This is a genomic window from Streptomyces sp. NPDC090127 (genome assembly GCF_044746945.1).
Taxonomy (GTDB): Bacteria; Actinomycetota; Actinomycetes; order Streptomycetales; family Streptomycetaceae; genus Streptomyces.
In genome coordinates this window covers 404888-430006 of the sequence record NZ_JBIVDE010000006.1, presented here as the reverse complement: position 1 = coordinate 430006, position 25119 = coordinate 404888, and the positions used below count along the sequence as shown (strand labels likewise).

The 25119-nt window shown below is 73.4% G+C and carries 23 protein-coding genes and 2 tRNA genes; 9 read left to right on the top strand and 16 right to left on the bottom strand.

Annotated features, from left to right (window positions below):
* The first annotated feature begins 100 nt into the window (after positions 1–100).
* Positions 101–1405 (top strand): sensor domain-containing protein, encoded by a 1305-nt coding sequence (locus tag ACIPPS_RS23900; protein WP_401435503.1) that lies wholly within the window; start codon positions 101–103, stop codon positions 1403–1405.
* Positions 1336–1998: a response regulator gene (locus tag ACIPPS_RS23895; protein WP_401435500.1), complete on the top strand. Its 663-nt coding sequence runs from the start codon at positions 1336–1338 to the stop codon at positions 1996–1998. Before ACIPPS_RS23900 ends, ACIPPS_RS23895 begins: the two co-directional genes overlap by 70 nt.
* A gap of 76 nt (positions 1999–2074) precedes the next feature.
* Here ACIPPS_RS23895 and ACIPPS_RS23890 read toward each other — a convergent pair.
* From ACIPPS_RS23890 to ehuB, 6 genes are all read right to left on the bottom strand, one after another.
* Positions 2075–2148: transfer RNA gene (locus ACIPPS_RS23890), tRNA-Lys, on the bottom strand.
* A 95-nt stretch (positions 2149–2243) separates the two neighbouring features.
* Positions 2244–3002 (bottom strand): IclR family transcriptional regulator, encoded by a 759-nt coding sequence (locus tag ACIPPS_RS23885; RefSeq protein ID WP_137989151.1) that lies wholly within the window; start codon positions 3000–3002, stop codon positions 2244–2246.
* Positions 3003–3169: 167 nt separating this feature from the next.
* On the bottom strand, positions 3170–3952 hold the full coding sequence (gene ehuA / locus ACIPPS_RS23880; RefSeq protein WP_401435496.1) for an ectoine/hydroxyectoine ABC transporter ATP-binding protein EhuA: 783 nt from the start codon (positions 3950–3952) through the stop codon (positions 3170–3172).
* Positions 3942–4592 carry an ectoine/hydroxyectoine ABC transporter permease subunit EhuD gene (gene ehuD / locus ACIPPS_RS23875; RefSeq protein ID WP_401435493.1) on the bottom strand — a complete coding sequence of 217 codons (651 nt, stop codon included), beginning with the start codon at positions 4590–4592 and terminating at the stop codon, positions 3942–3944. The genes ehuA and ehuD overlap by 11 nt, the downstream gene beginning before the upstream one ends.
* Entirely contained in the window at positions 4589–5248 is a 660-nt protein-coding gene (gene ehuC, locus ACIPPS_RS23870) for an ectoine/hydroxyectoine ABC transporter permease subunit EhuC (RefSeq protein WP_401435491.1), read from the bottom strand. The genes ehuD and ehuC overlap by 4 nt, the downstream gene beginning before the upstream one ends.
* On the bottom strand, positions 5245–6099 hold the full coding sequence (gene ehuB, locus ACIPPS_RS23865) for an ectoine/hydroxyectoine ABC transporter substrate-binding protein EhuB (protein ID WP_401435488.1): 855 nt from the start codon (positions 6097–6099) through the stop codon (positions 5245–5247). The genes ehuC and ehuB overlap by 4 nt, the downstream gene beginning before the upstream one ends.
* A gap of 130 nt (positions 6100–6229) precedes the next feature.
* Between ehuB and ACIPPS_RS23860 the strand changes: the two genes are divergently transcribed.
* Both ACIPPS_RS23860 and ACIPPS_RS23855 read left to right on the top strand, forming a co-directional pair.
* Positions 6230–7309: an LLM class flavin-dependent oxidoreductase gene (locus ACIPPS_RS23860; RefSeq protein ID WP_401435486.1), complete on the top strand. Its 1080-nt coding sequence runs from the start codon at positions 6230–6232 to the stop codon at positions 7307–7309.
* 246 nt (positions 7310–7555) lie between these two features.
* Positions 7556–9259: a glycosyl hydrolase family 18 protein gene (locus tag ACIPPS_RS23855; RefSeq protein WP_401435484.1), complete on the top strand. Its 1704-nt coding sequence runs from the start codon at positions 7556–7558 to the stop codon at positions 9257–9259.
* Positions 9260–9573: 314 nt separating this feature from the next.
* Here ACIPPS_RS23855 and ACIPPS_RS23850 read toward each other — a convergent pair whose 3' ends face one another.
* Complete coding sequence (locus tag ACIPPS_RS23850; protein WP_401435482.1) at positions 9574–11619, bottom strand: putative bifunctional diguanylate cyclase/phosphodiesterase; 2046 nt, start codon at positions 11617–11619, stop codon at positions 9574–9576.
* Between the two features lie 324 nt (positions 11620–11943).
* Between ACIPPS_RS23850 and ACIPPS_RS23845 the strand changes: the two genes are divergently transcribed.
* Positions 11944–13227 carry a M6 family metalloprotease domain-containing protein gene (locus ACIPPS_RS23845; RefSeq protein WP_401435480.1) on the top strand — a complete coding sequence of 428 codons (1284 nt, stop codon included), beginning with the start codon at positions 11944–11946 and terminating at the stop codon, positions 13225–13227.
* Between the two features lie 114 nt (positions 13228–13341).
* On the opposite strand, the gene ACIPPS_RS23840 is transcribed toward ACIPPS_RS23845, so the two are convergent.
* From ACIPPS_RS23840 to ACIPPS_RS23825, 4 genes are all read right to left on the bottom strand, one after another.
* Positions 13342–13415: transfer RNA gene (locus tag ACIPPS_RS23840), tRNA-Lys, on the bottom strand.
* Complete coding sequence (locus ACIPPS_RS23835; RefSeq protein WP_401435478.1) at positions 13406–14077, bottom strand: bifunctional DNA primase/polymerase; 672 nt, start codon at positions 14075–14077, stop codon at positions 13406–13408. The genes ACIPPS_RS23840 and ACIPPS_RS23835 overlap by 10 nt, the downstream gene beginning before the upstream one ends.
* 229 nt (positions 14078–14306) lie before the next feature.
* A complete protein-coding gene (locus ACIPPS_RS23830; protein WP_401435476.1) occupies positions 14307–14663 on the bottom strand; it encodes a hypothetical protein in 357 nt (118 codons plus the stop codon).
* A gap of 97 nt (positions 14664–14760) precedes the next feature.
* Positions 14761–15375 carry a TetR/AcrR family transcriptional regulator gene (locus ACIPPS_RS23825; protein ID WP_401435474.1) on the bottom strand — a complete coding sequence of 205 codons (615 nt, stop codon included), beginning with the start codon at positions 15373–15375 and terminating at the stop codon, positions 14761–14763.
* Positions 15376–15442: 67 nt separating this feature from the next.
* On the opposite strand from ACIPPS_RS23825, the gene ACIPPS_RS23820 reads away from it, so the two are divergent.
* Entirely contained in the window at positions 15443–16024 is a 582-nt protein-coding gene (locus ACIPPS_RS23820) for a peroxiredoxin-like family protein (protein WP_401435471.1), read from the top strand.
* A 47-nt stretch (positions 16025–16071) separates the two neighbouring features.
* Here ACIPPS_RS23820 and ACIPPS_RS23815 read toward each other — a convergent pair whose 3' ends face one another.
* The 3 genes from ACIPPS_RS23815 to ACIPPS_RS23805 form a co-directional block, all read right to left on the bottom strand.
* Positions 16072–17400 (bottom strand): AAA family ATPase, encoded by a 1329-nt coding sequence (locus tag ACIPPS_RS23815; RefSeq protein ID WP_401435825.1) that lies wholly within the window; start codon positions 17398–17400, stop codon positions 16072–16074.
* A 50-nt stretch (positions 17401–17450) separates the two neighbouring features.
* Positions 17451–19040, bottom strand: coding sequence for a hypothetical protein (locus tag ACIPPS_RS23810; protein WP_401435469.1), 1590 nt, complete (start codon positions 19038–19040; stop codon positions 17451–17453).
* Positions 19041–19113: 73 nt separating this feature from the next.
* Positions 19114–20304 (bottom strand): hypothetical protein, encoded by a 1191-nt coding sequence (locus ACIPPS_RS23805; protein WP_401435467.1) that lies wholly within the window; start codon positions 20302–20304, stop codon positions 19114–19116.
* A gap of 148 nt (positions 20305–20452) precedes the next feature.
* Between ACIPPS_RS23805 and ACIPPS_RS23800 the strand changes: the two genes are divergently transcribed.
* A complete protein-coding gene (locus ACIPPS_RS23800) occupies positions 20453–21052 on the top strand; it encodes a histidine phosphatase family protein (RefSeq protein WP_401435464.1) in 600 nt (199 codons plus the stop codon).
* Between the two features lie 301 nt (positions 21053–21353).
* Here ACIPPS_RS23800 and ACIPPS_RS23795 read toward each other — a convergent pair whose 3' ends face one another.
* Positions 21354–22643 carry a tetratricopeptide repeat protein gene (locus tag ACIPPS_RS23795; RefSeq protein WP_401435462.1) on the bottom strand — a complete coding sequence of 430 codons (1290 nt, stop codon included), beginning with the start codon at positions 22641–22643 and terminating at the stop codon, positions 21354–21356.
* A 222-nt stretch (positions 22644–22865) separates the two neighbouring features.
* On the opposite strand from ACIPPS_RS23795, the gene ACIPPS_RS23790 reads away from it, so the two are divergent.
* Both ACIPPS_RS23790 and ACIPPS_RS23785 read left to right on the top strand, forming a co-directional pair.
* Complete coding sequence (locus tag ACIPPS_RS23790; protein WP_401435460.1) at positions 22866–23369, top strand: hypothetical protein; 504 nt, start codon at positions 22866–22868, stop codon at positions 23367–23369.
* 251 nt (positions 23370–23620) lie between these two features.
* Complete coding sequence (locus ACIPPS_RS23785; protein ID WP_401435823.1) at positions 23621–24496, top strand: spermidine synthase; 876 nt, start codon at positions 23621–23623, stop codon at positions 24494–24496.
* A gap of 30 nt (positions 24497–24526) precedes the next feature.
* Here the strand turns inward: ACIPPS_RS23785 and ACIPPS_RS23780 are convergent, their stop codons facing one another.
* Positions 24527–25087 carry a hypothetical protein gene (locus tag ACIPPS_RS23780; protein ID WP_401435458.1) on the bottom strand — a complete coding sequence of 187 codons (561 nt, stop codon included), beginning with the start codon at positions 25085–25087 and terminating at the stop codon, positions 24527–24529.
* Between the last annotated feature and the right edge of the window lie 32 nt (positions 25088–25119).

Here is a 25119-nt window from a genome sequence, read left to right as displayed (position 1 = left end):
GGCACGGGACCGGTGGCGTACCGGGGTAGGGCCAGACCCACCCCCGTACGCCACCCAGGCCCATGGCCCCGTCCCGCGGCCCACGCCTACCGTGATCCCCATGACGCCCCGAACCCCCTGGCAGGCCCTCACCCGGGCCCGGTATCCGCGGACCGGCTGGCCCTGGCGGGCCGCCGGGTATCTGGCGACCGGGGTGGTGACCGGCGTACCCGCGCTCCTCGTCCTGCTGCTGCTCGTCGTCTTCTCGCTCGTCCTCGTCGGCCTGCCGCTGCTCCTCCTCGCCGGGGTCGCCCTCGGCGGCCTCGAACGCCGCCGGCTCCGGCTCGTCGACCTCGACCCGGCCGCCGACCCGCACCGGGTGCCCGACGCACCCGGTCTCGCGGCCTGGCTCCGGGTCCGGGTCCGGGAGCAGGCGACCTGGCGGGAGCTCGCGTACGCCGTCCTGCACGCCACCGTCCTGTGGCCGCTGGACCTGATCGTGCTCGCCGTCGCCCTCGGCCTGCCCGCCGCCCTGATGAGCACCCCGCTCCAGCTCGCCGTCGACGGTCAGGAGGCCAAGGTCGTCAAGGCGTACCTGGTCACCTCCTATCCGCAGGCGTTCGCCGCCGCCCTGCTCGGGGCGCTGCTCCTCGTCGCCCTGCTCTACCCGCTGGGCGCGCTCGCCGGCGCCCGCGCCGCCCTCAGCCGCGCCCTGCTCGCCCCGCGCGAGGCCGAGCTGCGCGAGCGGATCGGTGAGGTCACCGCCTCCCGGGCGCGGCTCGTCGACGCCTTCGAGGCCGAGCGGCGGCGGATCGAACGCGATCTCCACGACGGCGCCCAACAGCGCCTGGTCGCCCTCACCATGACGCTGGGGATCGCCCGGCTCGACGCCCCGCCCGGACCGCTCGCCGAGCGGATCGCCCAGGCCCACGCGGAGGCCGGCCGGGTCCTGACCGAGCTGCGCGAACTCATCCACGGCATCCATCCGCAGGTCCTCGCCGACTACGGCCTCGCCGCGGCCCTCACCGACGCCGCCGACCGCTCCGCCGTCCCGGTCACCACCGACATCGACCTGCCCCGGCTGCCCACCGCCGTGGAGAGCGCCGGCTACTTCGCCGTCTGCGAGGCCCTGGCCAACATCGGCAGGCACAGCGGCGCGACCCGCGCGCGCGTCCGCGCCCGGCACACGGATCCGGACCGCCTGACGCTCACGGTGGAGGACGACGGGCGGGGCGGGGCCGATCCCGCCCGCGGTACCGGCCTCACCGGACTGGCCGACCGGCTCGCCGTCCTCGATGGCACACTGACGATCATCAGCCCGCCGGACGGGCCGACCGTCCTACGAGTGGAGATCCCGTGCCGACCGCTGCCCGATCCCTCCGGGTCGTCCTCGCCGAGGACAGCGTCCTCCTCCGCGAGGGCCTGATCGGGCTGCTGGCCCGTTTCGGCCACGAGGTGGTCGCCGCCGTGGGCGACGCGGACGGACTGCGCGCGGCCGTCACCGCCCACGATCCGGACATCGTCGTCACCGACGTCCGGATGCCGCCCGGCTTCCAGGACGAGGGGCTCCGCGCCGCCGTCGCCCTGCGCGCCGAGCGCCCGGACCTGCCCGTCCTCGTCCTGAGCCAGTACGTCCAGCGGAGCTACGCCGCCGACCTCCTGGACGCGGGCGACGGCACGGGCGTCGGCTACCTGCTGAAGGACCGGGTCGGCCAGGTCGAGGAGTTCCTCGACGCGCTCACCCGGGTCGCCGACGGCGGCACGGTCGTGGACCCCGAGGTCGTACGGCAGCTGCTGCGTCGCCGCCGTGATCCGCTGGCGGCGCTGACCCCGCGCGAGCGCGAGGTCCTCGGCCTTGTCGCGGAGGGGCACTCGAACGGCGAGATCGCCCGTCGGCTCGTCGTCACCGAGGCGGCCGTCGGCAAGCACATCGGGAACATCCTGGGGAAGCTGGACCTGCCGCCCGCGGGAGAGACGCACCGCCGGGTCCTCGCCGTCCTCACCTATCTCCGGGCGTAGGACGGCGGGAGCGGGGAGCGGGGCGGAGGAAAGCACGAAGAAGCCCCCCGCCTGCGCGAGGGGCTTCTTCCGTCTGTGCGCCGCCAGGGACTCGAACCCCGGACCCGCTGATTAAGAGTCAGCTGCTCTAACCAACTGAGCTAGCGGCGCCTGCTGACAGAGAAAATACTACCTGGTCCCCGGGGGTGGTTCCGACCACCACGCCCGAGGACCGGATCACATCCCCCGTCTCCGCCCCGACCTGCTCAGATCGCCAGGGAGAGCACCACCGGAGCGGCCCTGCGGTTCAGCGTGTCGGCCGCCGAGCGCAGCCGGTGGGCGTGCTCGATCGGCAGCGACAGCGCCAGGCAGCCCACGGCCGCGCCGGCCGTCAGCGGCACCGCCGCGCAGACCGTGCCCACCGCGTACTCCTGGAGGTCGAGCACCGGGACCGTCGGCGGCTGGCTGTCGAGCTTGGAGAACAGCACCTTCTCGTTGGTGATCGTCCGGGAGGTGAGCCGGGCGATCTTGTGGCGCGAGAGGTGGTCCCGGCGGCCGTTCTGGTCCAGCTGGGTCAGCAGGCACTTGCCGACCGCGCTCGCGTGCGCGGCCGAGCGGAAGTCCACCCACTCGTTGACCTTGGGCGTGCGCGGCCCGTCGGCGAACTGGGTGATCTTCACCTCGCCGTCGATGTACCGGCTGATGTAGACCGCGGCGCCGACGGAGTCGCGCAGCTCGGTCAGTGTCTCCTGGAGCTTGCCCTCCAGGGCCTCGCGCCGGGTGAGGCCGGAACCCAGGAGGACCAGGGAGTCGCCGATCACATAGGCGCCGTCGGCGACCTGCTCGACGTAACCCTCGCGACGGAGCATCAGCAGCAGGGAGGACAGGTGGGCGACGGGCAGACCGGTCTCACGAGCGATCTGGACGTCCGTCACCCCGCCACCGTGCCGTGAGACCGTCTCAAGGACGCGCAGGGCGTATTGCACCGAGTGGAACGGCGCAGTGGGCTCGGGCTTCAGCGCCACGGTTTCCCCCTACCAGGTTGTGACCGCAAGCTTCCGTACCACGATAGCCGTCAAGCACCCTTTTCGGGGCGGCTGTTGGCGAGATTGATGCGGCGCCCCAGCGCCGTACGCTGGGGCGCACCACTCTGGCATATGCCATGGTCACAGCACCGTGCGAGAGTCTCAGGTCAGAGCACCGCGCCGAGGAACTCACGGGTACGCGCGTGCTCCGGAGCCGAGAAGATTTTTTCCGGAGAACCGGACTCGATCACCCGTCCCTCGTCGAACATCAGGACCTCGTCGGAGATGTCCCGGGCGAAGTTCATCTCGTGCGTCACGCAGATCATGGTGATGTCGGTCGTGGACGCGATCTCCCGGAGGAGGTCGAGCACGCCCGCCACGAGCTCCGGGTCGAGCGCCGAGGTCACCTCGTCCAGCAGCAGCACCTGCGGCTCCATCGCCAGCGCCCGCGCGATCGCGACCCGCTGCTGCTGCCCGCCGGACAACTGCGCGGGCCTGGCCTCGCACTTGTCGGACAGACCGACCATGTCGAGCAGCTCCCGCCCGCGCGCCTCGGCCTCCTCGCGGCTCCTGCCCAGGCTCCGTACCGGCGCCTCGGTGATGTTGCGCAGCACCGACATGTGGGGGAAGAGATTGAAGTGCTGGAAGACCATCCCGATCTTCCGGCGCACCTCCCGCCGGTGCTTCTCCCCGGCCGGGTAGAGCTTCCCGCCGTTGACCCGGATGGTCCCCGCGTCGGGCGTCTCCAAGGTCATCAGCAGCCGCAGGATCGTCGTCTTGCCGGAACCGGAGGGTCCGATCAGGGTGACGTGCTGCCCCGGACGGACGGAGAAGCTGAGGTCGTCGAGGACCGTCTGGTCACCGAACCGCTTGGTGACGTTCTCGAATCGGACGAGCTCGCGGGCGGGGTCGAGGGCTTCGCGGGCGGGATCAAGGGCTTCAGTGGGCAAGGCGGCGCTCCAGGGTGCGGACGAGCAGGGACGCGGGGTACGCGATCAGGACGAAGGCCACCCCGACCACGGTGAGCGGCTCGGTGTACTGGAAGGTGGCGGCGGATTCGAGACGGGTCTGCTGGAGGAGTTCGAGCACACCGATTCCGGCCAGGATCGGGGTGTCCTTCAGCATCGCGATGACGTAGTTCCCGAGCGCGGGAGTGATCCGGCGCAGGGCCTGCGGCAGGATCACCGCCACCCAGGTCCGGTGGCGCGGCAGGCTGAGCGCCGTCGCCGCCTCCCACTGCCCGGCCGGTACGGCGTCGATGCCGGCCCGGTAGACCTGCGCGGTGTACGTCGAGTAGTGCAGCCCGATCGCGAGCGTGCCCGTGGTCAGGGCGGAGAACTGCACGCCCCACTCCGGCAGCACGAAGAAGAGGAAGAAGAGCTGCACGAGCAGGGGAGTGGTGCGGACGAACTCGGTGACGGCGTGCACCGGCCAGCGCACCAGCCTGCTGCCGGAGCGGAAGCCCAGCGCCCAGACCAGGCCGAGCGAGAACGAGATCAGCGAGCCGAGCACCAGCACCTGGAGGGTGATGAGGACGCCGTCCCAGAAGCGCGGCAGGAAGTCCACCACCGCGGACCAGTCCCAGTTCACTTGGCCACCACCCCCAGGTTCGCCTTGGTGCGCTTCTCCAGCGCCTTCATCGAGCGGGTGATCACCAGCGCGATCACGAAGTACACGACCAGCGTGACCGTGTAGATCCCGCCACTCTCCTGGGTGGCGAGCCGTACCAGGTACGCGGCGAAGGAGACGTCGCCGACGCCGAGCAGCGAGACGAGGGCGGTGCCCTTGAGCAGCTCGACGAGCAGGTTGCAGAAGGACGGGATCATCTCGGGCACGGCCTGCGGCAGCAGGACGAGACGCAGCCGCTGCCAGGGCGTGAAGCTGAGCGCCACCCCCGCCTCGCGCTGCGCCTTCGGTACGGCGTTCAGGGCGCCGCGCACGATCTCGGCTCCGTACGCCCCGTAGGAGAGGCCGAGCGCGAGGATCGCCGCCCACATCGGGACCAGCTGCCAGCCGACCAGCGGCGGCAGGACGAAGAACAGCCAGAACATCAGGATCAGCGCGGAGGTGCCGCGGAAGACCTCGGTGTAGAGCCCGGCCAGGAAGCGGACGGCGCGGGAGCGGTGGGTGCGGGCGGTGCCGACGGTGAAGGCGACGACCGCGGCGAGCGCGGTGGAGGCGATCAGGAGCTGGAGGGTGATCCAGATGCCGGGCAGGACCCAGTTCTGCCAGAGTCCGGCGGTCATCGGCACAGCTCCTCGGCGGTCAGCGTGGTCATCTCGGCCTGGGTGAAGCCGAAGCGCCGCAGGATCCGGAAGAGTTCGCCGCTCTTCTTCATGCGGTGCAGCTCGGTGTTGAAGGCGTCCCGCAGGCCGGTGTCGGTGGGGCGGAAGGCGAAGCCGCCGCCGTCGATCTTCCGCTTGCCGTCGACGACGGCCGCGAAGGGCTCGGTGGCCTCGGCCCTGCTGGACTTGCGGACCACCGAGCGGGCGGTCAGGGCGGTGCCGGCGAAGACGTCGACACGGCCGGACTCGACCGCGTTCAGGCCCGCGACCTGGTCCTGGAGGACCACGATGTCCCGCTCCGGATAGCCGGCGGCCACCGCGTAGGCGATCTCGGCGTACCCGCTGCCGGACGCGAAGCGGGCCTTGGCGCGGACGACGTCCTCGTACGAGCGGAGGTTCAGCGGGTTGCCCTTGCGGACGATGAAGGAGTCGAGCATCTGGTACTCGGGGTCCGCGAAGAGCACCTGCGCGCAGCGCTCCTTGTTGATGTACATCCCGGCCGACACCACGTCGAACTGCTGCGAGCCGAGCCCGGGTATGAGGGAGGCGAAGTCGGTGGCGACGGGCTGGACGTCCGGGACGCCGAGCCGGCCGAAGATCACCCGGGCCAGCTCGGGGGCCTCCCCGGTGAACGCGCCCTGCTCGTCGACGTATCCGTACGGCACCTCGCCGGCGATGCCGAGACGCACGGTGCCCTGCGATCTGAGCCGGCCGAGGGCGTCGCCCGAGGCGACCCGCGCGCAGCCGGTGGCCGCGGTGGTGGCGGCGGCCGCGGTCCCCCACAGCATGGTCCGCCGTCGTATCTGGTTCATGGGTCGAGGCATGGGCGCGCGGCTACCCGAACTTGAGTGGCTCATTCCTTTCGATCCGCGGAATAACCGGAGCCAGCCTCCTGTTGTGCGTGGTCGTACACACGTCTTCGCGCAGAAGGGTCGGCACACGGTGAGCGACGCGATTCGGGGCACGGCACACGGGGATTCGCCCGTACCGCTGTCCGTACTGGACCTGGTGACCGTCGGCAGCGGACGGACCGCGAGCCAGGCGCTGGCCACCAGTGTCGAGATCAGCAAGCTCGCCGAGCGGCGCGGCTACCACCGCCACTGGGTCGCCGAGCACCACTCGATGCCCGGCGTCGCCTCGTCCTCGCCGGCCGTGATCCTGGCCCATCTCGCCGCCCACACCGAGCGCATCCGGCTCGGCTCGGGCGGGGTCATGCTGCCCAACCACGCCCCGCTGGTGATCGCCGAGCAGTTCGGCACGCTGGAGGCCTTCGCCCCCGGCCGGGTCGACCTCGGGCTCGGCCGCGCGCCCGGCACGGACGGCGCCACCGCCGCCGCCCTGCGCGGGACCCGCACCCTGAACGAGGGCGCGGACGACTTCCCGCAGCAACTGGCCGAGCTGACCCGGTTCCTGGACGACGACTTCCCCGACGGGCACCCGTACAGCAGGATCCACGCCGTGCCCGGCCCGGTGCAGGGGCCCGCCGGACGGCCGCCGATCTGGCTGCTCGGCTCCTCCGGCTTCAGCGCGCGGCTGGCCGGCACGCTCGGGCTGCCCTTCGCCTTCGCCCACCACTTCTCCGCGCAGAACACGGTCCCCGCGCTCGACCTCTACCGGGACTCCTTCCGCCCCTCGGCGGTCCTCGACGCTCCGTACGCCATGATCGGCGTCGCCGCGCTGGCGAACGAGGACGCCAAGGAGGCCCGCCGCCAGGTGCTCACCGGCGCGCTGTCGATGCTGCGGCTGCGCACGGGCAGGCCGGGTCTGATCCCGACGCCCGAGGAGGCGGAGGCGTACCCCTTCAGCCCCACCGAGCAGGAGTTCGTGGACAGCTGGCTCGCGAACATCGTGCACGGCACGCCGGACGAGGTCCGGGCCGGCCTCGACGGTCTGCGGGGGCGCACGGGGGCCGACGAGCTGATGATCACGGCCAACGCCCACGGGGGCGACGCCCGGTTGCGCAGTTACGCGTTGATCGCGGACGCGTACGGGATGCCGGAGGACGGCGTTCCGGCCGAGTAAAACCTGGGTGTCGCAGGCCGGTTGGTTCATGGCGCAACAGTCGGCCCCGGCACTCCTAAGCGAACCTTAAACCGCTCGTCACCTGTGGTGGCGGGCGGTCCGCTTTTGTGCTGCACCGCTCTGACAAGGCCTTTCTCCTGCCAATTGGTCTAGTCCTCAATCTGGTTCAGACCATTGACGTGCTGTTCGCGCAGGGGCTATCACTGCTCCAACTCCCGTATCGCGTCACCCCCTCGGAGGCCGAACGTGCACCCCCGTAAGCCCTTGATAGCCGCGCTCGTGAGCACGGCACTCGCCGCAGGCGCGCTCGCCGCGACCGTCGGCATCGGCTCCGCCCAGGCGGCCGGTTCCACCACGACCGCCGCCGCAGCCGCCGACGGCAACGTCCGCATCGCGTACTACGACCAGTGGAGCGTGTACGGGAACGCCTTCTACCCGAAGCACCTCGACACCCGGGGTATCGCGGGCAAACTGGACATCATCAACTACTCGTTCGGCAACATCCACCCCACCGACCTCACCTGTTTCGAGGCCAACAAGGCCGCCGGTGACGACAACAACCCCAACGCGGGCGACGGCGCGGGCGACAGCTACGCCGACTACCAGAAGTCCTTCGGCGCGGCCGACAGCGTGGACGGCGTCGCCGACACGTGGAACCAGCCGATCGTGGGCGTCTTCAACCAGTTCAAGGAGCTGAAGGCGAAGTACCCGCACCTGAAGATCAACATCTCGCTCGGCGGCTGGACCTACTCCAAGTTCTTCCACGACGCGGCCAAGACCGACGCCTCCCGCAAGAAGCTCGTCGCCTCCTGCATCAAGCAGTACATCAAGGGTGACCTCCCGGTGGAGGGCGGCTTCGGCGGCCCCGGCACCGCGGCCGGCATCTTCGACGGCATCGACATCGACTGGGAGTACCCCGGCTCCTCCGGCGGCCACCTCGGCAACCACTACGGCCCCGAGGACAAGCAGAACTTCACCCTCCTGCTCCAGGAGTTCCGCAAGCAGCTCGACGCCGAGGGCGCGGCCAACGGCGGCAAGAAGTACCTGCTGACCGCGGCCCTCCCGGCCGGCCAGGACAAGATCAAGTACATCGAGACGGACAAGATCGGCGCGTACCTCGACTACGCGAACATCATGACGTACGACATGCACGGCGCCTGGGACGGCGACGGGCCGACGTACCACCAGTCCCCGCTGTACTCGGGCTCGAACGACCCGACCGACCCCATCGCGCCCGGCACCGAGAAGTACTCGATCGACAACGCGATCGACTCCTGGATCGACGGCAAGCCCGCCTACGGCATCGCCGGCGGCTTCCCCGCCAACAAGCTGACGCTCGGCTACGAGTTCTACTACCGCGGCTGGAAGGGCGTCCCGGCCGGTGCCGCGGGCGGTCTCGCCCAGCCCGCCACCGGCGGCTCCGGCGCCCGTCCGCTCAGCCAGCAGGCCGGCATCGCCCACTACAAGGAGCTCGGCGGCATCGTCGACAACGCGGCGACCACCTACTGGGACGACCAGGCCAAGGCCTCGTACTTCTACAAGGACGGCGAGTTCTTCACCGGGCTGAACCAGCGGTCCGTCCAGGCCCGCGTGGACTACGGCAAGCAGCGCGGCCTGGCCGGCGCGATGATGTACTCGCTCCTCGGCCTGGACAACAACATCACGCTCCTGAACCAGATCAGCGCCGCCCTCGGCGGCACCACCGTCCCGCCCACCACGCCGCCCACCACCCCGCCCACGACGCCTCCGACCACCCCGCCCACGACCCCGCCGACCACGCCGCCCACGGGCTGCGGCTCGGTCCCGGCGTACGTGGCCGGAACGGTCTACAACGGCGGGACCGTCGTCTCCCACAACGGCCGCAAGTGGCTCGCCCAGTGGTGGACGCAGAACGAGGCGCCGGGCACGACCGGCGAGTGGGGTGTCTGGAAGGACCAGGGCGCCTGCTAGGTCCCGTCCGGAAGGACCGTCCGGAAGGACCAGGGCGCCTGCTAGGTCCCGTTCGGAACGACAGGCCCACCCCCCACCGCTCAGCGGGGCGCCAGCCGGCTCCCCGCTGAGCACCCCAGAACCACTGCCCCCGCCCGGAATGTCCCTCCGGCCGGGGGCAGTTCCATGCCTCCGGCCGGGCGGACGGCAGGGGAGGCCGGTTCCGGGACCTTCCGCCGCGCCTCATCGGCAGCGTGCCGCGGCGCCCCGATTCGCCCGCCGGTCAGACCGGCAGCGGCGACGAGCCGGTCAGACCGGCAGCGGCGACGAGCCGGTCAGACCGGCAGCGGCGACGAGCCGATCAGCTCCGCGATCCGGTCCGGGGCCACCGCCCGCGAGTACAGCCAGCCCTGGCCCGTGTCGCAGCCGATGCGCCGCAGCCGGGTCGCCTGCCCCGAGGTCTCCACGCACTCGGCGGTGACCGTCAGACCCAGCCGGTGCGCCAGCTGCACCAGCGCCTCCACGATCAGCTCGTCCGCCGGATTGGCGTGCGCCTCGTCCTGGAAGCCGCGCACGAACGATCCGTCCAGCTTGAGGACCGAGACCGGGAGCCGGCTCAGGTACGCCAGGTTCGAATAGCCGGTGCCGAAGTCGTCGATGGCGATCCGCACGCCCATGTCGCTCAGCGCCTGGAGCGCCTGGAGCGGCCGGCCCGCCGAACCCATCACCGCGGACTCGGTCAGCTCCAGCTGGAGCAGATGCGGCGCGAGCCCCGTCTCCGCCAGGATGCCCGCCACGTCCGCGACCAGGTCGGAGTCCCAGACCTGCCGTACGGCCACGTTCACGCTCACGAACAGCGGCCGCTCGCGCGGATGGTCCTTCTGCCACTGCCGGGCCTGCGCGCACGCGGTCCGCAGCACCCACCGTCCCAGCTCGACGATCGAGCCGTCCTCCTCGGCGATGCCGACGAACCGATTCGGCGGAAGCGTGCCGAACTGTGGATGGTTCCAGCGCACCAGCGCCTCCACCCCGTGCACCGCCCCGTCCGCGAGTCCGACCAGCGGCTGGTACTCGAGGCCGAACTCACCGCGCTCCACGGCCGGCCGGAGGGTGGAGGAGAGCGCCTGCCGGGTCATCCGGTGGGCGTTGCGCTCGGGGTCGAAGAGCGTCCAGCGGGCCTTGCCGTCGGCCTTCGCCCAGTACAGCGTGGTGTCGGCGGCCTGCATCAGACCCGTCGCGGTCGTCCCGCGCGCGCCGCGCTCCACGACCCCGATCGAGGCGGAGACCGAGAGCCGCTGCCCGGCGAGGTCGAAGGGGCGCTGAAGGGCGCAGAGGACGGACTGCGCCAGATCCGCGAGCTGTTCGGTCCCGGTGGAGTCCTCGACGAGGATCGCGAACTCGTCGCCCCCGAGCCGCGCGACCAGGTGGCCGCCGCTCCTGGTGTACCCGTCGTTGTCCGCACACTCCGTCAGCCGGGCGGCCACGGCGGCGAGAAGCCGGTCTCCGACCCGGTGCCCGAGGGTGTCGTTGACCGCCTTGAAGCCGTCGAGGTCGAGGTAGCAGAGCCCGATCCGCCCTGTTCCGCCATGCCCGTACGACTCATAGGACCGGTGGGACGTGTGTGAGGGGCGGGACGTGTGCGACGGGCGGGTCTCGTGCGCTTGGTTGGACGCGGGCGCGGGCGCGGGGTGGGACGCAGGCGCCCGGTGGAGCCCGTCCGCCTGGTGGGTCTCGTGCGCCTGCTGGGCCTGCTGGGCCTCGTGCGCCTGCTGGGCCTCGTGCGCCTCGTCCTGGGCGGCGGCGGTCTCCAGGGCGACCGAGAGGCGCTCGAAGAAGAGCGTCCGGTTGGGCAGCCGGGTCACCGGGTCGTGCATCTGGAGGTGGCGCAGCCGGGCCTGGAGCTCGCGCCGGTCGCTGATGTCCGCGATGGAGAGCAGCACACGGCGGCTCTCGGGCACGGGGGAGACGGTGACCTCGGCCCAGAGCGAGCGTCCGTCCGGGTGCTTGAGCCGCCGGGTGCAGCGGAAGCGGGAGCGGCGCCCGCGCAGCACCTCGCGGTACGCGTGCCAGGTGCGGCCGTCGGAGGCGAGGTCGACGAGGTCGGCGGCGGCCTGCTCGCGGAGCGCGGCCGCCCCGGTGCCGAAGAGGGTGCCGAGGGCGTCGTTGGCCGACACGACCAGGCCGTCCTGGTCGACGACGGCCATGGCGAGCTGGGCGGCGCGGAAGGCGGCGCGGTAGTCGCGGAGTTCGGCTTCGGACGGCGGGCTGCCCGGGACGGGATGGCCGTCCGGGTGGTCGTGGTGACGCTCCGTGATCGGGAGCGCGGGCTCCCGTACGGGCGAGAGCCGGGCGTGCACCGGTCCTTCGGGGGTTCCGCTCACCGCTCGCTCCCGTAGTGCAGTCGGGCCGTACAGACGTGGTCGGGATGGTCGGCCAAGGAAAGTGTGCCGATCATAGAGGCTGCCCCGGGGGCCGTTCCAGCTTCACGGCCGCCCCGCGGCTCGGCGAGCGCCCCCGGACGTCGCCCCGCACGGTCCGGCCGATCGTTTCTGCGCGGGTCTGACGGGGGACTGTGACGGCCTGACCGATTGTGACGTTCCGTGAGCCGTTGAGGGCTCGTGTCGCGTCGACCCCGTGTCGCCCGCTCACCCGACTGGGGCAGCGGAATAGTGCGAAACACCGCAAACCGTCACAAGGTGGTTGAGGTGTCCCGCATTCCGCAGCCGGAGGTCCACGTGAGGGGTCAGCAGCCACCCGGGGGAGTGGACCGCGCGCGGCTGCGCGCCTCCGCCGCCGCCTTCACCTCCCTCGTGGCGCTCGCCGCGACCGGGCTCGTGGCCGGCCCCGCCGTGGGCGCCTCGACGGCAGGGCCGTGCGCCCTGCCCCGTACCGCCGCGCACCATTCCCTCGGCCTCGACACCTGGAACGCCGCGTATCCGAAGCCGGCCCGCTCGCTCGACGCCGTCATGATCTTCCTGTCGTTCCCCGACTCCGAGCCGCTGACCAGCCCCGGGGAGCTGGCGGCCGACCACTTCCCCGGCACGAGCGACTTCTTCCGGCGCGCCTCGTACGGCCGCTTCGCGCTGCGCGCGGACGCCCGGCCGGAGTGGACGGCCATGCCGAAGGCGTCGACGGACTACTCGATACGGCGTGACTGGGACGCGGCGAAGCGGACGGCGTATCTGCGCGACGCGCTGGCGGCGGCGGACCGGAAGGTCGACTTCGCCCGGTACGACATCGTCTACCTGGTCGCCGACCCCGACGCGCCGGGCGTGGACTCCGACGCCACCAAGGTGGTGAACCTGGAGCAGCCGCTCACGGTCGACGGCAAGGACATCAAGCGGGTCGTCACCGTCTTCGAGCGGCATCCGCCGGACCGCAACGTCCTCGCGCACGAGACCGGGCACGTCTTCGACCTGCCGGACCTCTACCACCGGCCCGTGGACGGCAAGGGCGACTGGGACACCCATGTGGGTGATTGGGACGTCATGGGCAGCCAGTTCGGGCTCGCGCCGGAGCCCTTCGGCTGGCACAAGTGGAAGCTGGGCTGGCTGGACCGGCACCAGGTCACCTGTGTCCAGGGGCCGGGCAGCAGCCTGTTCAGCCTGGAGGCACTGGCGGCGGCTCCGGTGGCCGGCGGCTCGCTCGGCAACCGCCTCGCGGTCGTCCGTACGGGCATGGGGTCGGCCCTCGCGATCGAGGCCCGGGGCGCCACCGGCAACGACGAGGGCACCTGCAAGGAGGGCGTGCTGATCTACCGCGTACGGAACGAGGCGGCGTCCGGCGACGGCCCGATCGAGGTCGTGGACACCCACCCCCGGACCGAGGCCTGCTTCGACCGGTCGGTGTACCCGCCGCTGGCGGACGCGCCGCTGGGGGTGGGCGAGACGTTCACCGTCCCCGGCGACGGCACGCGGGTGGAGGTCGCGGACCGGACGGGGGCGGGAGCCTGGACGGTGAAGGTGACGGTGCCGTCCCCGTCGTCGTGACGGCGCCGGGCCCTGTCGTCGTGGCGGCACCGGCCGCTGTCGTCGTGACGGCGCCGCCCCCGTCGTCGTACAGCAAGAAGGCCCCCCGCTTGCGCGAGGGGCCTTCTTCGTCTGTGCGCCGCCAGGGACTCGAACCCCGGACCCGCTGATTAAGAGTCAGCTGCTCTAACCAACTGAGCTAGCGGCGCCTGCTGACGTCGTAGACCTTAGCACTCTGATCGGCGCCAGGAAAAATCGATATCCGCACGTCGGCGGCGGAGGCGGCGCGGACCGCCCGGACGCACGCCCAGAGCATGACCTCGGGGCCGGGCAGCCAGGGATGCCGGGTGTCGGGGGCGACGACCCAGCGGGGATCGACCGGCCGGGCGGGGGTGAGCGGGGGGATCGTGACGGCGTCCCCGAGGCCGTGACAGAGCGGCGGCGGGACCGAGTCGCCCCACTCCTCCCAGTGCAGCAGCGCCGGTAACCGCTGGGCGGTGCCGGGCGCGGCGAAGAGCAGCATCCGGCCCCGGTGGACGGCGACGGGCCCCGAGCCCGGGCCCTCGGCCCAGAGCCGGTCGAGCATCCGGCGTCCGAAGAGGGCGTCCACGTTCACGACGTCGAAGGCCGTCCCGCAGGACAGCACGGCGGGGGCGGAGGGGCGGGCCTCCCAGAGCGCGAGCGTGGAGCGCGGGTACGCGGCGGCGGAGGCGAGCCAGTCGGCGCCGGCGGCGGTGACGTGGGCGGAGTGATGGCGGCGGTCGTCCGGGTCCCGGAGGAACCGGAAGATGTCGTGCCGCTCGCTCCGCCGCTCGTCGGTGTCGCTCTGGGCCGGGCTCAGGGGGGTCTCGTCTCGCAGCCATGCACTCATGCGTCAAGATCTACCGGCAGTGACGGAGTTGTTTCAGCGTGTTGCCGGAAACCCGGACAGGGCGGGTGCCGGAGGAGTATCTTTCGCCCCGGCATATGCCAAACGGTCCAGTCGTCCGGCGCATCCGCCGCGCGTCGGACATCCGGCGACCGACGTCGGCCGTCCGTCGGTCGTTACCCGTGCGGGGCCCGACCTCGGCCGTCCGCCCGCGGGGAATTCGGGCCCCGACTCAGTCGTCCGTCGGGGCGCCGGAGCCGCGGAGCAGGTCCCGGCCGAAGTCGATCATGCGGCGGGCGTAGTCCTCGGTCCACTCCGCGCGCTCGGCGACGTCCGCAGCCGTCAGACGGTCGAAGCGGCGCGGGTCGGCCAGCTGGGCCGCCGCCATCGCCTGGTACTCGATCGCCCGGTCCGTCGCCGCGCGGAACGCGAGCGTCAGCTCCGTCGCCCGCGCCAGCAGCTCGCGCGGGTCGTCGATCGACTCCAGGTCGAAGAAGTGCTCCGGATCCGCGGTCGCCTCTGCGGGCTCGAAGATCAGCGGCGCGGGCCGGAGTCGCCGTTGCTCGTGCCGCTCCGCGGATTCCGCCATGGTCCTTCTCCTCCTCGCACACGCACGGCCCGGACTCCCGGGCCGACTTCCATTGTCTCGCGCCGCGCAAGAGGGCGAGACGAGGGTGCGGACGCGCTCAGTCCCCGAGGCCGCGCAGGTACACCGCGAGCCCTCCGAAGAACTCCCGTTCGGCGTCGATCCCGGGCGCGTCCCGGGCCGCCTCCGCCATGTACGGGAAGTGCTCCCGCGGCAGATCGGCGATGGTGCTCGTGCCGGCGCCGGCGAGGGACCCGAGGTGTTCGAGCTGGATGGCGCCGACGACGTACGCGACGAGGCCGCGCAGGGCGACGACCCGCCGTTCGCCCTCGACGCCCGCCTCGGCGAGGAGCTCCAGGACCGACTCCGACCAGCGGAGCAGCCCGGGCAGCCGGTGCCGGTGGCTGACGGTCAGCGGTACGGCCGCGGGGTGCGCGCCGACGCTCGTGCGCAGACGGGCGACCAGCTCCACGACCCGGTCCCGCCAGGGCGGTCCCGGGGGCGGCGGGGTCGGGTCGACGGAGCTGAGGACGCGCTCGGCGACGAGGCCCTCCAGCTCGTCGCGGTCGGCGACGTACCGGTAGAGCCCCATGGTGCTCATGCCGAGCTCCTGGGCGACGGCGCGCATCGACAGGCCGGAGAGCCCGTCGCGGTCGATGACGGCGAGGGCGGCGGCGGCCAGGTGGTCCTGGGTGAGGGAGCGGGGGCGCGGCATGGGTTGACAGCGTACACCGTACGCCTATGCTGATGGGAGTACACCGTACGCCTACCTGGGGGTGCCCATGCTCGTGCCCGGCGCACGCGTTCCCGTCAGCCGCCTCGACCCGGTCCTCGGTGCGTCCGTCGCCTTACCGGACCCCGACCCCGACCGGCTCGTCCACCTGCAGTTCCGCCGCTTCGCGGGCTGCCCGATCTGCCACTTCCACCTGCGGTCGATCGTCCGCCGGCATGCCGAGATCGAGTCGGCCGGAATCCAGGAGGTCGTGGTCTTCCACTCGCCGGCGCGGGAACTGCACCCCCACCTGGACGGCCTGCCGTTCCCCGTCGTCGCCGACCCGGACAAACGGCTCTACGCGGCGTTCGGGGTGGAGGCCTCGCCCCGCTCGCTGCTCTCCCCGCGCGCCTGGGGGCCGATCGTCCGCGCCGTGACGCTCGGCACCTGGGGCATGCTGCGCGGGCGTGAACGGCCGCCGGTGCGGAGCCCGCGGGGCGGCCGACTCGGCCTGCCGGCGGACTTCCTGATCGACTCGGACGGCCGCGTGGCCGCCGCGAAGTACGGCGCCCACGCCGACGACCAGTGGCCGGTCGACACCCTCCTCACCCTGGCCACCGAGACCCGCCGCACCCCCACCCCGAACCCCTGACCACAGCCCCCACCCACGACGAAGGGCACCGCCCCCGGGCCCGGTTGTCAGGGACGCCAGGGCACGCGGTGCTCCGCCAGATGGGAGAGGACCGCATGGTTCGCCTCCCAGCCGTCCGGGAACTTGACCGTGACGCCGAGCTGGACCGGTTCCGTCGACGGGTGGTCGTCCAGGAGGTCGGCGACGCCCGCGCGGCAGACGACGACGCAGGCGTGGCGGTGGCGGGAGGCCAGGACGCACAGGCGGCCCGTCTCCAGGTGGAAGGCCGTGGCGTCCGGGCGGCCCGACAGCGGGTGGAGGACGACCGTCACGTCGTACTCCCGGCCCTGGAGGCGGTTCGCCGTGTCCACGGTCACGCCCGTGACGCCCAGGTCGGCCAGCGCCGCGCGGACCGCCGCCGCCTGGTCGCGGTGGGCCGTGCCGACCGCGATCCGGTCCGGGGTCAGCGGGACCGGGTCCGGCCCCCGCTCGCTGACCGCCGCACCACCCCGGTCGAGCAGGCGCCGCACCACCAGGGCCACCGCCCCGACCGCCTCCGGGTCCGTGCGCGGGGTGTGCCGGGCGGGCAGCTCCAGCAGGCCCCAGCCCGACTCGGCCGCCTCGTCCAGGACCCGGTCGGGCCCCGAGCCGTCCGACGGAACCCCGAACGTCAGCCGCCGGTCGCCGTGGTCCGTACCGCTGCGGAACCGGGTGTACGGGTAGAACGCGTCGGACACCAGCGGCGCCGCCGACGCCGGCAGCCGCCAGGACACCGGCAGCCGGTGCTGCGGCAGCTCCGGGTTGTGCGCGAGGAGCGTGGAGACCGCGCTCGCCGACGGGTCGTACGACAGACCCGCCCACTGCTCCGCGCCGACCACCGAGAACGGGTCCAACTGCCCCGGGTCTCCCACGAACAGCGCCCGCTCGAAGAGCCCCGCCACCGCGAGCAGCGCGTCCGAACGCATCTGGTACGCCTCGTCCACGATCGCGTGCGCCCACGGCTCGACGTTCTTCACGTGCGCCCACTTCGCGGCCGTCGAGACGACCACGTCCAGACCCGCCAGGTCCCCCGCCTTCGCCGACTTCCGTACGTTCTCCAGGTCGTCGAGGGCCTTGTCGTACGGATCGCTGTCGTTCGAGTGCAGCCGCCCCACCGGCAGGTCCGGCTGCTTCTCCGCGAGCCGCAGCACCAGATCGTCCACCTGGGCGTTCGTCTGCGCGACCACCATCAACGGGCGCCCCGCCGCAGCGAGTTCGAGCGCCGCGCGGACCACGAGCGTCGACTTGCCCGCACCCGGCGGCGAGTCCACGACGACGCCCCGGGCGTCCCCGTGCAGGGTGTCCGCAAGGATCCCGGCGGTGGCCCTCGCGGCCTCGGCCGAGGGATCGAAGGGCACGCGGGTGGAGGGCTCGGGGGACAGGGGCGTACGGGTGAAGGGCTCGGGGGTCACAGCACGTCCTCCGGCGTCATGGCGTCGGGCAGTTCGGCGACGTCGGCGCGCGGAGGCCCGCCGTGCGTCCAGGGCGTCTCCTCCGGGTCGGGCAGCTTCGCGCCCATCCGCTGGTCGTGCTCGAACAGCGTCCAGGCGAGCAGCTCACCCTTCTCCGGCACCGACCCCTCGGCCGGTTCCTTCGCGCGGCCCATCCGGTCGGTGACCCGCAGCACGAGCGAGCCGTCCTCCTCGTGCCGTACGAACTCCGCCGTCTGCGGCTTGCCTTCGAGCGAGCGGAAGACCTTGACCCCGGCGCCCAGGTGCGGCCGGTCGTCCGTACGGACCGTGAGCAGCGGGCGCGGCGAGGGGCGCTTCGACTCCGACCAGGCCATCGTCACCTCCACCACCTCCGCGACGAACGCCTCGCCCGCGAGCCGGCGTCCGGCGAGCACCAGCGGGTCGTCCAGGGCCTCCTGCGCGTCCAGCTGGCCCTGCGCCGCCTCGCGCGTGGCGAGCTTCTGGGCCGCCGCCACCGCGTCGTCGCGGCGGGGCTGCGGCGGCTCGCCCGCGGCCACCCGGTCACGGTGTCCGGTGAACGACCAGCGGTCGCGGGTCCACCGGTCGGGCACCCGCGCGCCCTCGGGAAGCTCCCGCAGCAGGTCGAGCGCGCGCCACACCGCGTCCCAGGTCGGCCTGAGCTGGGACGCGATCAGCCGACGGATCTCCCGCTCGGCGCGGTGCAGTTCGGCAAGGCGCTCGTCGGCGCTCGCGCCGTCCTCGGCGGCGGCCAGCGCCTGCCGGGCTCGGTCGAAGCGCTCGATCGCGGGCGCGAGCAGCCGGTTGTCGAAGGCCGGGTCGGTCGCCGGACCGGCCGGCGGGCAGAGCAGCTGACCCTCGCGGTCCCGGCCCAGCTCGGCACGGAGCGCCGCCTCGGCCCCGGAAACGCCGTCGTCGGGGTCGATCCAGGCCAGGAGCGCGCCGAGGTGCTGGTCCTCCAGGGAGGACTGGCCGGTCGCCCAGTGCCGGTTCAGCAGGTCCGTCGCCGACAGCAGCAGCGAGGAGCCCGGGACGCGGGCCCGCTCGCCGAGGTGGGTGAGCCAGCGGCCGAGCAGCGGTACGCGCGGCGGGGCGGGGAACGGCGTCTCCGGGTCCTGTTCGGCCGTACGCCGGAACCGCATCGACCGCCCGAGCAGCCGGACGTACTCGACGCCCGCCCGGCTCGGCACGACCAACTGCGGCGCGTCCGCGCAGAGATCGACCTCGACCTTGACCTTCTTGCCCGTCTCCGGGTCCGTCTCGTTCCGTTCGGCCGCCTCGACGACGTCGGTGAACGCGTCGATGTACGGCAGGACCTCCTCGGCCAGGTCGGCGAGGAACGCGAACCGGAGGTCCCGGTCGCGCGGCTGCGCGACGACCAGGAGCCGGGGCTCGTCCCGGTCCGTCCCGACGAGCGCGCCGAGCGGCGCACCCGCCTCCCCGGCCGTCGTCAGCGGTACGAGGACGAGGGGCCGCTCCGAGACGTGCCGGTGCCGGACCGTGGCCAGCGGCTGGGCCCGCCCGGCCTCGACGGCCTCCATGCGGGCGAGGGTGGAGATCAGCGACATGAGCGGCCTCCGAAGGCTCGGTCGACGCAGGGGCGCGGGCGCGCGGCGGTCCGGCCGGGCTGGGGGTGGCGGGTCAGCATGCGGGCGTCGTCCGGTCGGACCTGGCGGCCGGGACGGCCGTCGCGAGCGCCTCGTCGCGCAGGGCCCGTGCCCGGCGGAGCGCCTCGACCGTCGGGTCGGTCGCGTCGCCCCCCTCGCCCCGCGCCGCCGCCAGAACCGAGCCGACCGTCGTCAGGCCGCCCAACTCGCCCCGTACCGAACGGCCCAGCGTCTCCACGGCCTCCGCCTGCCGGGCCCGGTCGCGGCAGTGGAAGGCCAGCTCGCAGGCGGACAGGCACTCCGGTGCGTACGCGTGCGGGACCGACTCCACCGCCGCCGTGAGCTCGTCCGCCGAGCAGGCCTCCACGTCGAAGGTGACGCCCTGCGGCAGCGCGGCCGCGATGTCCTCGACGCGGGTGAGCCGGGCCAGCTGACGGCGGGTCACCGACAGCTGCTTGCGTACGTCGACGACGGAGGCCGTCGGCAGGTTGGAGAAGTCCTTCGGGCAGACGAGGAGCACGTGGTGCGCCACCTCGGCGCCCTCGGTCAGCGCCGCGACCCGCTCCAGGGCCAGTACGTACACCGCCGACTGGCGGGCCGCCGCGCCCACCTTGGCCGCGTCCGCCGAACCGTCGATCATCGGGAAGGACTTGATCTCCACGACCGTCCACCGGCGGTCGGGGTGCACCACCACGGCGTCGGGCTCCAGATAGGCGGGCGAGCCCGCCACCTCCAGGGCCAGCATCGGGTGGTCGAGCAGCGCCCACGCCCCGGCGGCCGTCGCCTCGCGCAGGGCGAGCGCGGTGCGGGCGGCGCGGCCCTCGGGGCCGGCCGCCGCGAGGTCCGGGACCCGGACCTCGCCGGGCTCCTCGATGCCGAGCAGCCGCAGCAGCTCACGCCCCCCGTCCGCCTTGACCTTCGCCTCGAAGGCGTTGCCCCGCATGAAGGCGAACTGCGACTGCCCGAACGCGGCCGGTGAGCCGAGCTTCGCCGCGAGCGCGGTCTTGTCCACCCCGGCGCCGTCGAGCAGCGCGCGCCGCCGGCAGCCGGGGTTGGCGGCGAGCGCCGCCAGAGCCCGCGCGTCCAGCGGATGCGGCACCACGGCCGGCCCGCGCAGCTCGGCGAGCCGCTCCCGGACGCGCGGCTTCGCCGCGGCGGGGGAGGCCCCGGGCCGTCGTGTCGTCTGCGGAGGGGGGGAGGCTCCGCTGTCGAGGGATTCGCTCACCCGCGGAAGTCTCCCATCCGCCACTGACATCCGACCGTCGTTCGTGCTCACGGGCCCGCCGGGGTCGCCCGCATGTCGTCCGGAATTCAGGTGGGAGATGATGGAGGTACACCCTGAACACAGCCCCGTCGAAGACTCAGGAGCCTTCATGGCACCGCGCATCCTGCTCGCCCGGCACGGCCAGACCGAATGGTCCCTGCTCGGCCGCCACACCGGCAGGACGGACATTCCCCTCCTCGAAGAGGGCCGACGCGGCGCGAAGCTGCTCGGCGAGCGACTGCACCGGGGGGCGTGGAACGGTCTGCCGGGCGTGGAGGTCCGCACGAGCCCGCTGGTGCGCGCGCGGGAGACCTGCGACCTGGCCGGCTTCGGGGAGGGGGCCCAGGACTGGGACGCGCTGATGGAGTGGGACTACGGGGCGTACGAAGGGCTCACCCCGGAGCAGATCCAGGGGCGGCAGCCCGGCTGGTTGCTGTGGCGCGACGCCGTGCCCGAGGGCGAGTCGCTGGCCCAGGTCGCGGCGCGGGCGGACGAGGTCGTGGAGTGGGCGCGGTCGGAGGACCGGGACGTCCTGGTCTTCGCGCACGGCCACATCCTGCGCTCGCTCGCCGCCCGCTGGCTGGGCGAGGAGGTCTCCTTCGGTGCCCGGATCCGCCTCGACCCCACGAGCCTGTCGATCCTCGGCTGGGCGTACGGCGAGCCGGCGGTGGAGCGCTGGAACGACACCGGCCACATGGAGTGGCAGTAGCCGCAGGCCGGGTGGCCCGGCCTGCCGACCCTCGGCACGAGGAGTCCCTCGGCGCGGGGAGCCGCCTGCCGGTCGCCGCGCGTGTCCCAGCTCCGGTCGCCCGGCCCCGGTCGCCGCGCGTGTCCCTGCTCCGGTCGCCCGGCCCCGGTCGCCGCGCCTGACCCGGTCGGCCCGCGTGCACGAGCCCCGCGCGTGTCCCGGTCGGCCCGCGTGTACCAGCCCCGCGCGTGTCCCGGTCGGCCCGCGTGCACCAGCCCCCCGCCCGGCCCCGGTCGCCCCGCGGGCACCAGCCCCGCGCCCATCAGCGGGCCGTCGCCAGGACCTCGCTCGTCTCCGTGAGGATGCGGCGGATGCGGGAGGACTGGACGTCGCCCAGGGAGTCCATCACGCGCCGGGCCTCCGCCGACGCCTCGTCCGGGCGGCCCGCGTGGGCCAGGTTGCTGGCGAGCTGGGCCCGGTAGAGGGCCAGGTTGCGGGCGAAGTGGGGGTTCTGCAGGACGGTCGCGCGGTGGGCGTGGCGGGCCGCCCGGCCCCAGTCGCCCAGCGCCGACCAGCAGTGCGCCTCCAGCGCCTCCAGTTCGGGCTCCCCGAAGAACGACATCCACTCCGGGTCCCGGTCGCTCTGCCCCTTGGCGAAGTGGCCGTGCGCGCGGCCGAGGGCCTGCTCGCAGGCGGACCGGTCACCGAGTCCCGCCCAGGCGCCCGCCTCCCGCAGCGAGAGCAGCGACAGCAGCCGGTGGGAGGCAAGCGGCTGGGCGGCCCGTAGCCCGGCCTGCGCGGCCCGGACCGCCTCCCGGAACCGTCCCGCGTCCCTGGCCAGGAACGACGTGTTGCAGAAGGCGTGTGCCTCCAGGGCGGGATCGCCCGCCACGCGCGCGGTGGCCAGGGCCTCCGCGTAGTGCGACCGGGCGTCGTCGAAGCGGCCCGAGTCGTGGGCCAGCCAGCCCACCGAGATCGCCAGCTCGCCGGCGCCCGCGTGCAGCCGGTCCTCGGTGGAGCGGCGGGCCGTGGTGCCCGCGTCGAGCAGCGCGTACGCCGCGCGCAGCGGTTGGGCGGCGGCCTTGTAGAGGCCCTCGGCGCCGTGCCGGTCGTCGAGCAGCCGGATCTGCCGTACGGCGTCCTCGACGGCGCGGACCTCGGCCTCGCCGATCCTGTGGGCCCCGCGCGGGGCGGGGATCGCGACGGCCGTGCCGCCGAGTCCCAGCGAGACGGCCGCCACGGTGGCGGTGCCGCTCGTCATGAATGCGCGACGCAGCACGTCGCTCTCCTCATCGTTCCGGGTGGTGAGGGCGGGTCCGGGCGGTGCCCCGGCGGGGACGGCCGGCCGACGGCCGCGTACGGTCTCCCGCGCCGAGAAGCCCAGGTCCGCCAGGGCGAGACCGGGGAACATGTGCAGGAACACCCGCTCGTACGCGTAGTTGGGACAGCGGATCTCACCCGCCTCCACGCGCCCGATGTAGCGGGCGTCGCACGCGACCTGCTCGCCGATCTCCCGCGCCGCCCGTCGGACCGTCGCGGCGAACTCCGCCGGCGAGTGCTGTCCGCGGAGCCGGCGGAAGGCGAGATTGGGAACTGCCCCTGACACCGCCATGGCCGAGCCCTCTCCTGTGCTGCCGGTGTTCCGGCGGGGGAGAACGTACCTGCTGTGACCGGTCGCGCACGCAGAGTTTTGCCATAAATCGGATATCTCGCTCGCAATCTGCCATGAACTGCCATCCTTTGCGGCGGCGTGCCGCCGTAGCCGTTGACGCGCACGGGCGTTGAACCATGTGGAGAGACGGAACGTGTCTTCTCAAGAGCGAGGAGGGGTCCCTTGTTGGAGATCGGATCGCAGTCGACCGCACTGCACGCACCCACCCCGGACGCCAGTGCCCCCCATGCCGGCGCGGCCCCTGCCGGCGCGGCCCCTGTCGGTGGCGCCCCGCACGCCGCCCCCTGCGACCTGGTGACCGTGCCGGTCCGCCAGGGCCTGGAAGCCGTCGACATCCTCCGTCGCGGCGGGACCCCGGCCGTCGGCCCCGTGCTGCACGACGGCGCCTGCGACACCCTCGGCTTCCTGGTACCGCCCGGCACGGCGGCGGGCTGGGACATGCCGGGCAGCGCGTGTACGCAGACCTCCGGCCGGGGCCTGCGGATCCCCGAACTGCCGGAACTCGCCGAACTGCCCGAGCTTCCCGAGCCCGCCGGTGACGCGCCGCGCCCGGCCGGCTGGCTGCTGCCGCCCGGCGACACCGGCGAGGTCACCGACCCGGCCGTGCTCCGCGAGGCCCTCGGCCAGGCCGCCCGTCTCATCGAGGCGGCCGACGGCTGCCGCTAGGGGGGCTTGTGGATCATGCCGGGCCCGCGGCGCCCGGCACGTGCGCGCGCCCGGCTCTCGACCCCGGCCCGCGGCGCCCGGCACGCACGCGCGCGGCACCGGTGTACGCGGCCCGGCCCGCGGCGCCCGGCACGCACGCGCGCGGCACCGGTGTACGCGGCCCGGCTCGCGGCGCCCGGCACGTACTCCCGGCGCGCCGGCGCACACGGCCCCCGCGCTCGTCGGGCGGGTACCTGGCGCGCATGCCGATAATGGGGCACGTGGCCAGGAACAGACAGCGTGAACGGGCGGCAGCCGCCGTCGCCGTCGTCGAGACCGTCGACGGCGGACTCGCGGAGCTCATACCCGACCGGGAGCGGCCCCGCGGCTGGACGCTGCTCATCGACGGCGCCCCGCAGTCGCACGTCGACCTCGACGACCCGGCCCATCTCTCCTTCGAGTACCAGCGGCGCCTCGGCCACATAGCCGATCTCGCCGCCCCGCCGAACCGGCCCCTCCAGGTCGTCCACCTCGGCGGCGGGGCCTTCACGCTCGCCCGCTACATCGCCGCCACCCGGCCTCGCTCCACCCAGCAGATCGTGGAGCTCGACGGCTCGCTGGTCCAGCTCGTCCGTCGTGAGCTGCCGCTCGACGCGACCGCCCGCATCCGGGTCCGCTCCACCGACGCCCGTGCCGGGCTCGCCAAGGTGCAGGACGGCTGGGCGGACCTGATCATCGCCGACGTCTTCAGCGGCGCCCGCACCCCCGCGCACCTGACCAGCGCGGAGTTCCTCGCCGAGGTCCGCCGGGCCCTGCGGCCGGGCGGTCTCTACGCGGCGAACCTCGCCGACGGGCCGCCGCTGACGCATCTGCGCGGCCAGATCGCGACCGCCGCCACCGTCTTCCCCGAGCTCGCGCTGACCGCCGACCCGACCGTGCTGCGCGGCCGCCGCTTCGGCAACGCCGTGCTCCTGGCCTCCGACCGCGAGCTGCCCGTCGCCGACCTGACCCGCCGGGTGGCGACCGACCCGCACCCCGGCCGGGTCGAACACGGCCGGGCACTCGTCGACTTCGCAGGCGGCGCGACCCCGGTCACCGACGCCAGCGCCAAACCCTCGCCCGTACCGCCGGCCGCCGTGTTCCGCTGACGAGGCGAGCCCCGGCCTCCCGCGCGGAGGCTAGCGGTCCTCGATCTCCACGCGGGGCGCGGTGTCGTGCCACACGCAGAAGACCGACAGCTCACGGCCGTCCCTGGTGAACGTGACCCGGATCCAGGTGGGTTGCTTCCACACCTGCATCTGCCAGCCCGAGGCCGGGATGGCGGAGACCAGCTCCGCCGAGCTCTCGCCGAGGTCGAAGGCGACCCGGCCGCCGTCGACCGTGTAGCTCTTCACGCTGCCGCCGTCGTCCCGCGCCGGCTCCGTGGTGGGCGGCTTCGGGGTGGTGGGGGTGTGCGAGGGGGTCGGTGACGTGGGCGCGGTGGGCGTGCCGGGGCCGGTCGGCGGGGTCGAGGTGGGGGGCGGCTTCGGCCGCTGCGTGGACGAGGAGGCGGGCAGCCCGACGCCCCCGGCGTCCGGTCCTTCGCTGCTCGGTCCGGCCGGGATCGGCAGGGCGCGCGGCGGGTCGTAGACCGTGCCGGCCATCACCGTGTGCACACCCCACCAGGAGAGCGTGACCGCCGCGCCCGTGGCGAGCGACCACGCCATGGCGTGAACGAGTCCTCTACGCATCCGGGCCATACTGCACCACCGCCGCCCGGGCCGTCCCGCAG

Excerpts from the sequence above, each read along its gene's own strand:
- ACIPPS_RS23820 (WP_401435471.1), top strand. The coding sequence starts at position 15,443 with ATGCTCGTGCCCGGCGCACGCGTTCCCGTCAGCCGCCTCGACCCGGTC.
- ehuB (WP_401435488.1), bottom strand. The coding sequence starts at position 6,099 with ATGAACCAGATACGACGGCGGACCATGCTGTGGGGGACCGCGGCCGCC.
- ACIPPS_RS23795 (WP_401435462.1), bottom strand. The coding sequence starts at position 22,643 with ATGGCGGTGTCAGGGGCAGTTCCCAATCTCGCCTTCCGCCGGCTCCGC.
- ACIPPS_RS23800 (WP_401435464.1), top strand. The coding sequence starts at position 20,453 with ATGGCACCGCGCATCCTGCTCGCCCGGCACGGCCAGACCGAATGGTCC.
- ACIPPS_RS23780 (WP_401435458.1), bottom strand. The coding sequence starts at position 25,087 with ATGGCCCGGATGCGTAGAGGACTCGTTCACGCCATGGCGTGGTCGCTC.
- ehuC (WP_401435491.1), bottom strand. The coding sequence starts at position 5,248 with ATGACCGCCGGACTCTGGCAGAACTGGGTCCTGCCCGGCATCTGGATC.
- ACIPPS_RS23810 (WP_401435469.1), bottom strand. The coding sequence starts at position 19,040 with ATGTCGCTGATCTCCACCCTCGCCCGCATGGAGGCCGTCGAGGCCGGG.
- ACIPPS_RS23830 (WP_401435476.1), bottom strand. The coding sequence starts at position 14,663 with ATGGCGGAATCCGCGGAGCGGCACGAGCAACGGCGACTCCGGCCCGCG.
- ACIPPS_RS23825 (WP_401435474.1), bottom strand. The coding sequence starts at position 15,375 with ATGCCGCGCCCCCGCTCCCTCACCCAGGACCACCTGGCCGCCGCCGCC.
- ACIPPS_RS23785 (WP_401435823.1), top strand. The coding sequence starts at position 23,621 with ATGGGGCACGTGGCCAGGAACAGACAGCGTGAACGGGCGGCAGCCGCC.
- ACIPPS_RS23835 (WP_401435478.1), bottom strand. The coding sequence starts at position 14,077 with ATGAGTGCATGGCTGCGAGACGAGACCCCCCTGAGCCCGGCCCAGAGC.
- ACIPPS_RS23900 (WP_401435503.1), top strand. The coding sequence starts at position 101 with ATGACGCCCCGAACCCCCTGGCAGGCCCTCACCCGGGCCCGGTATCCG.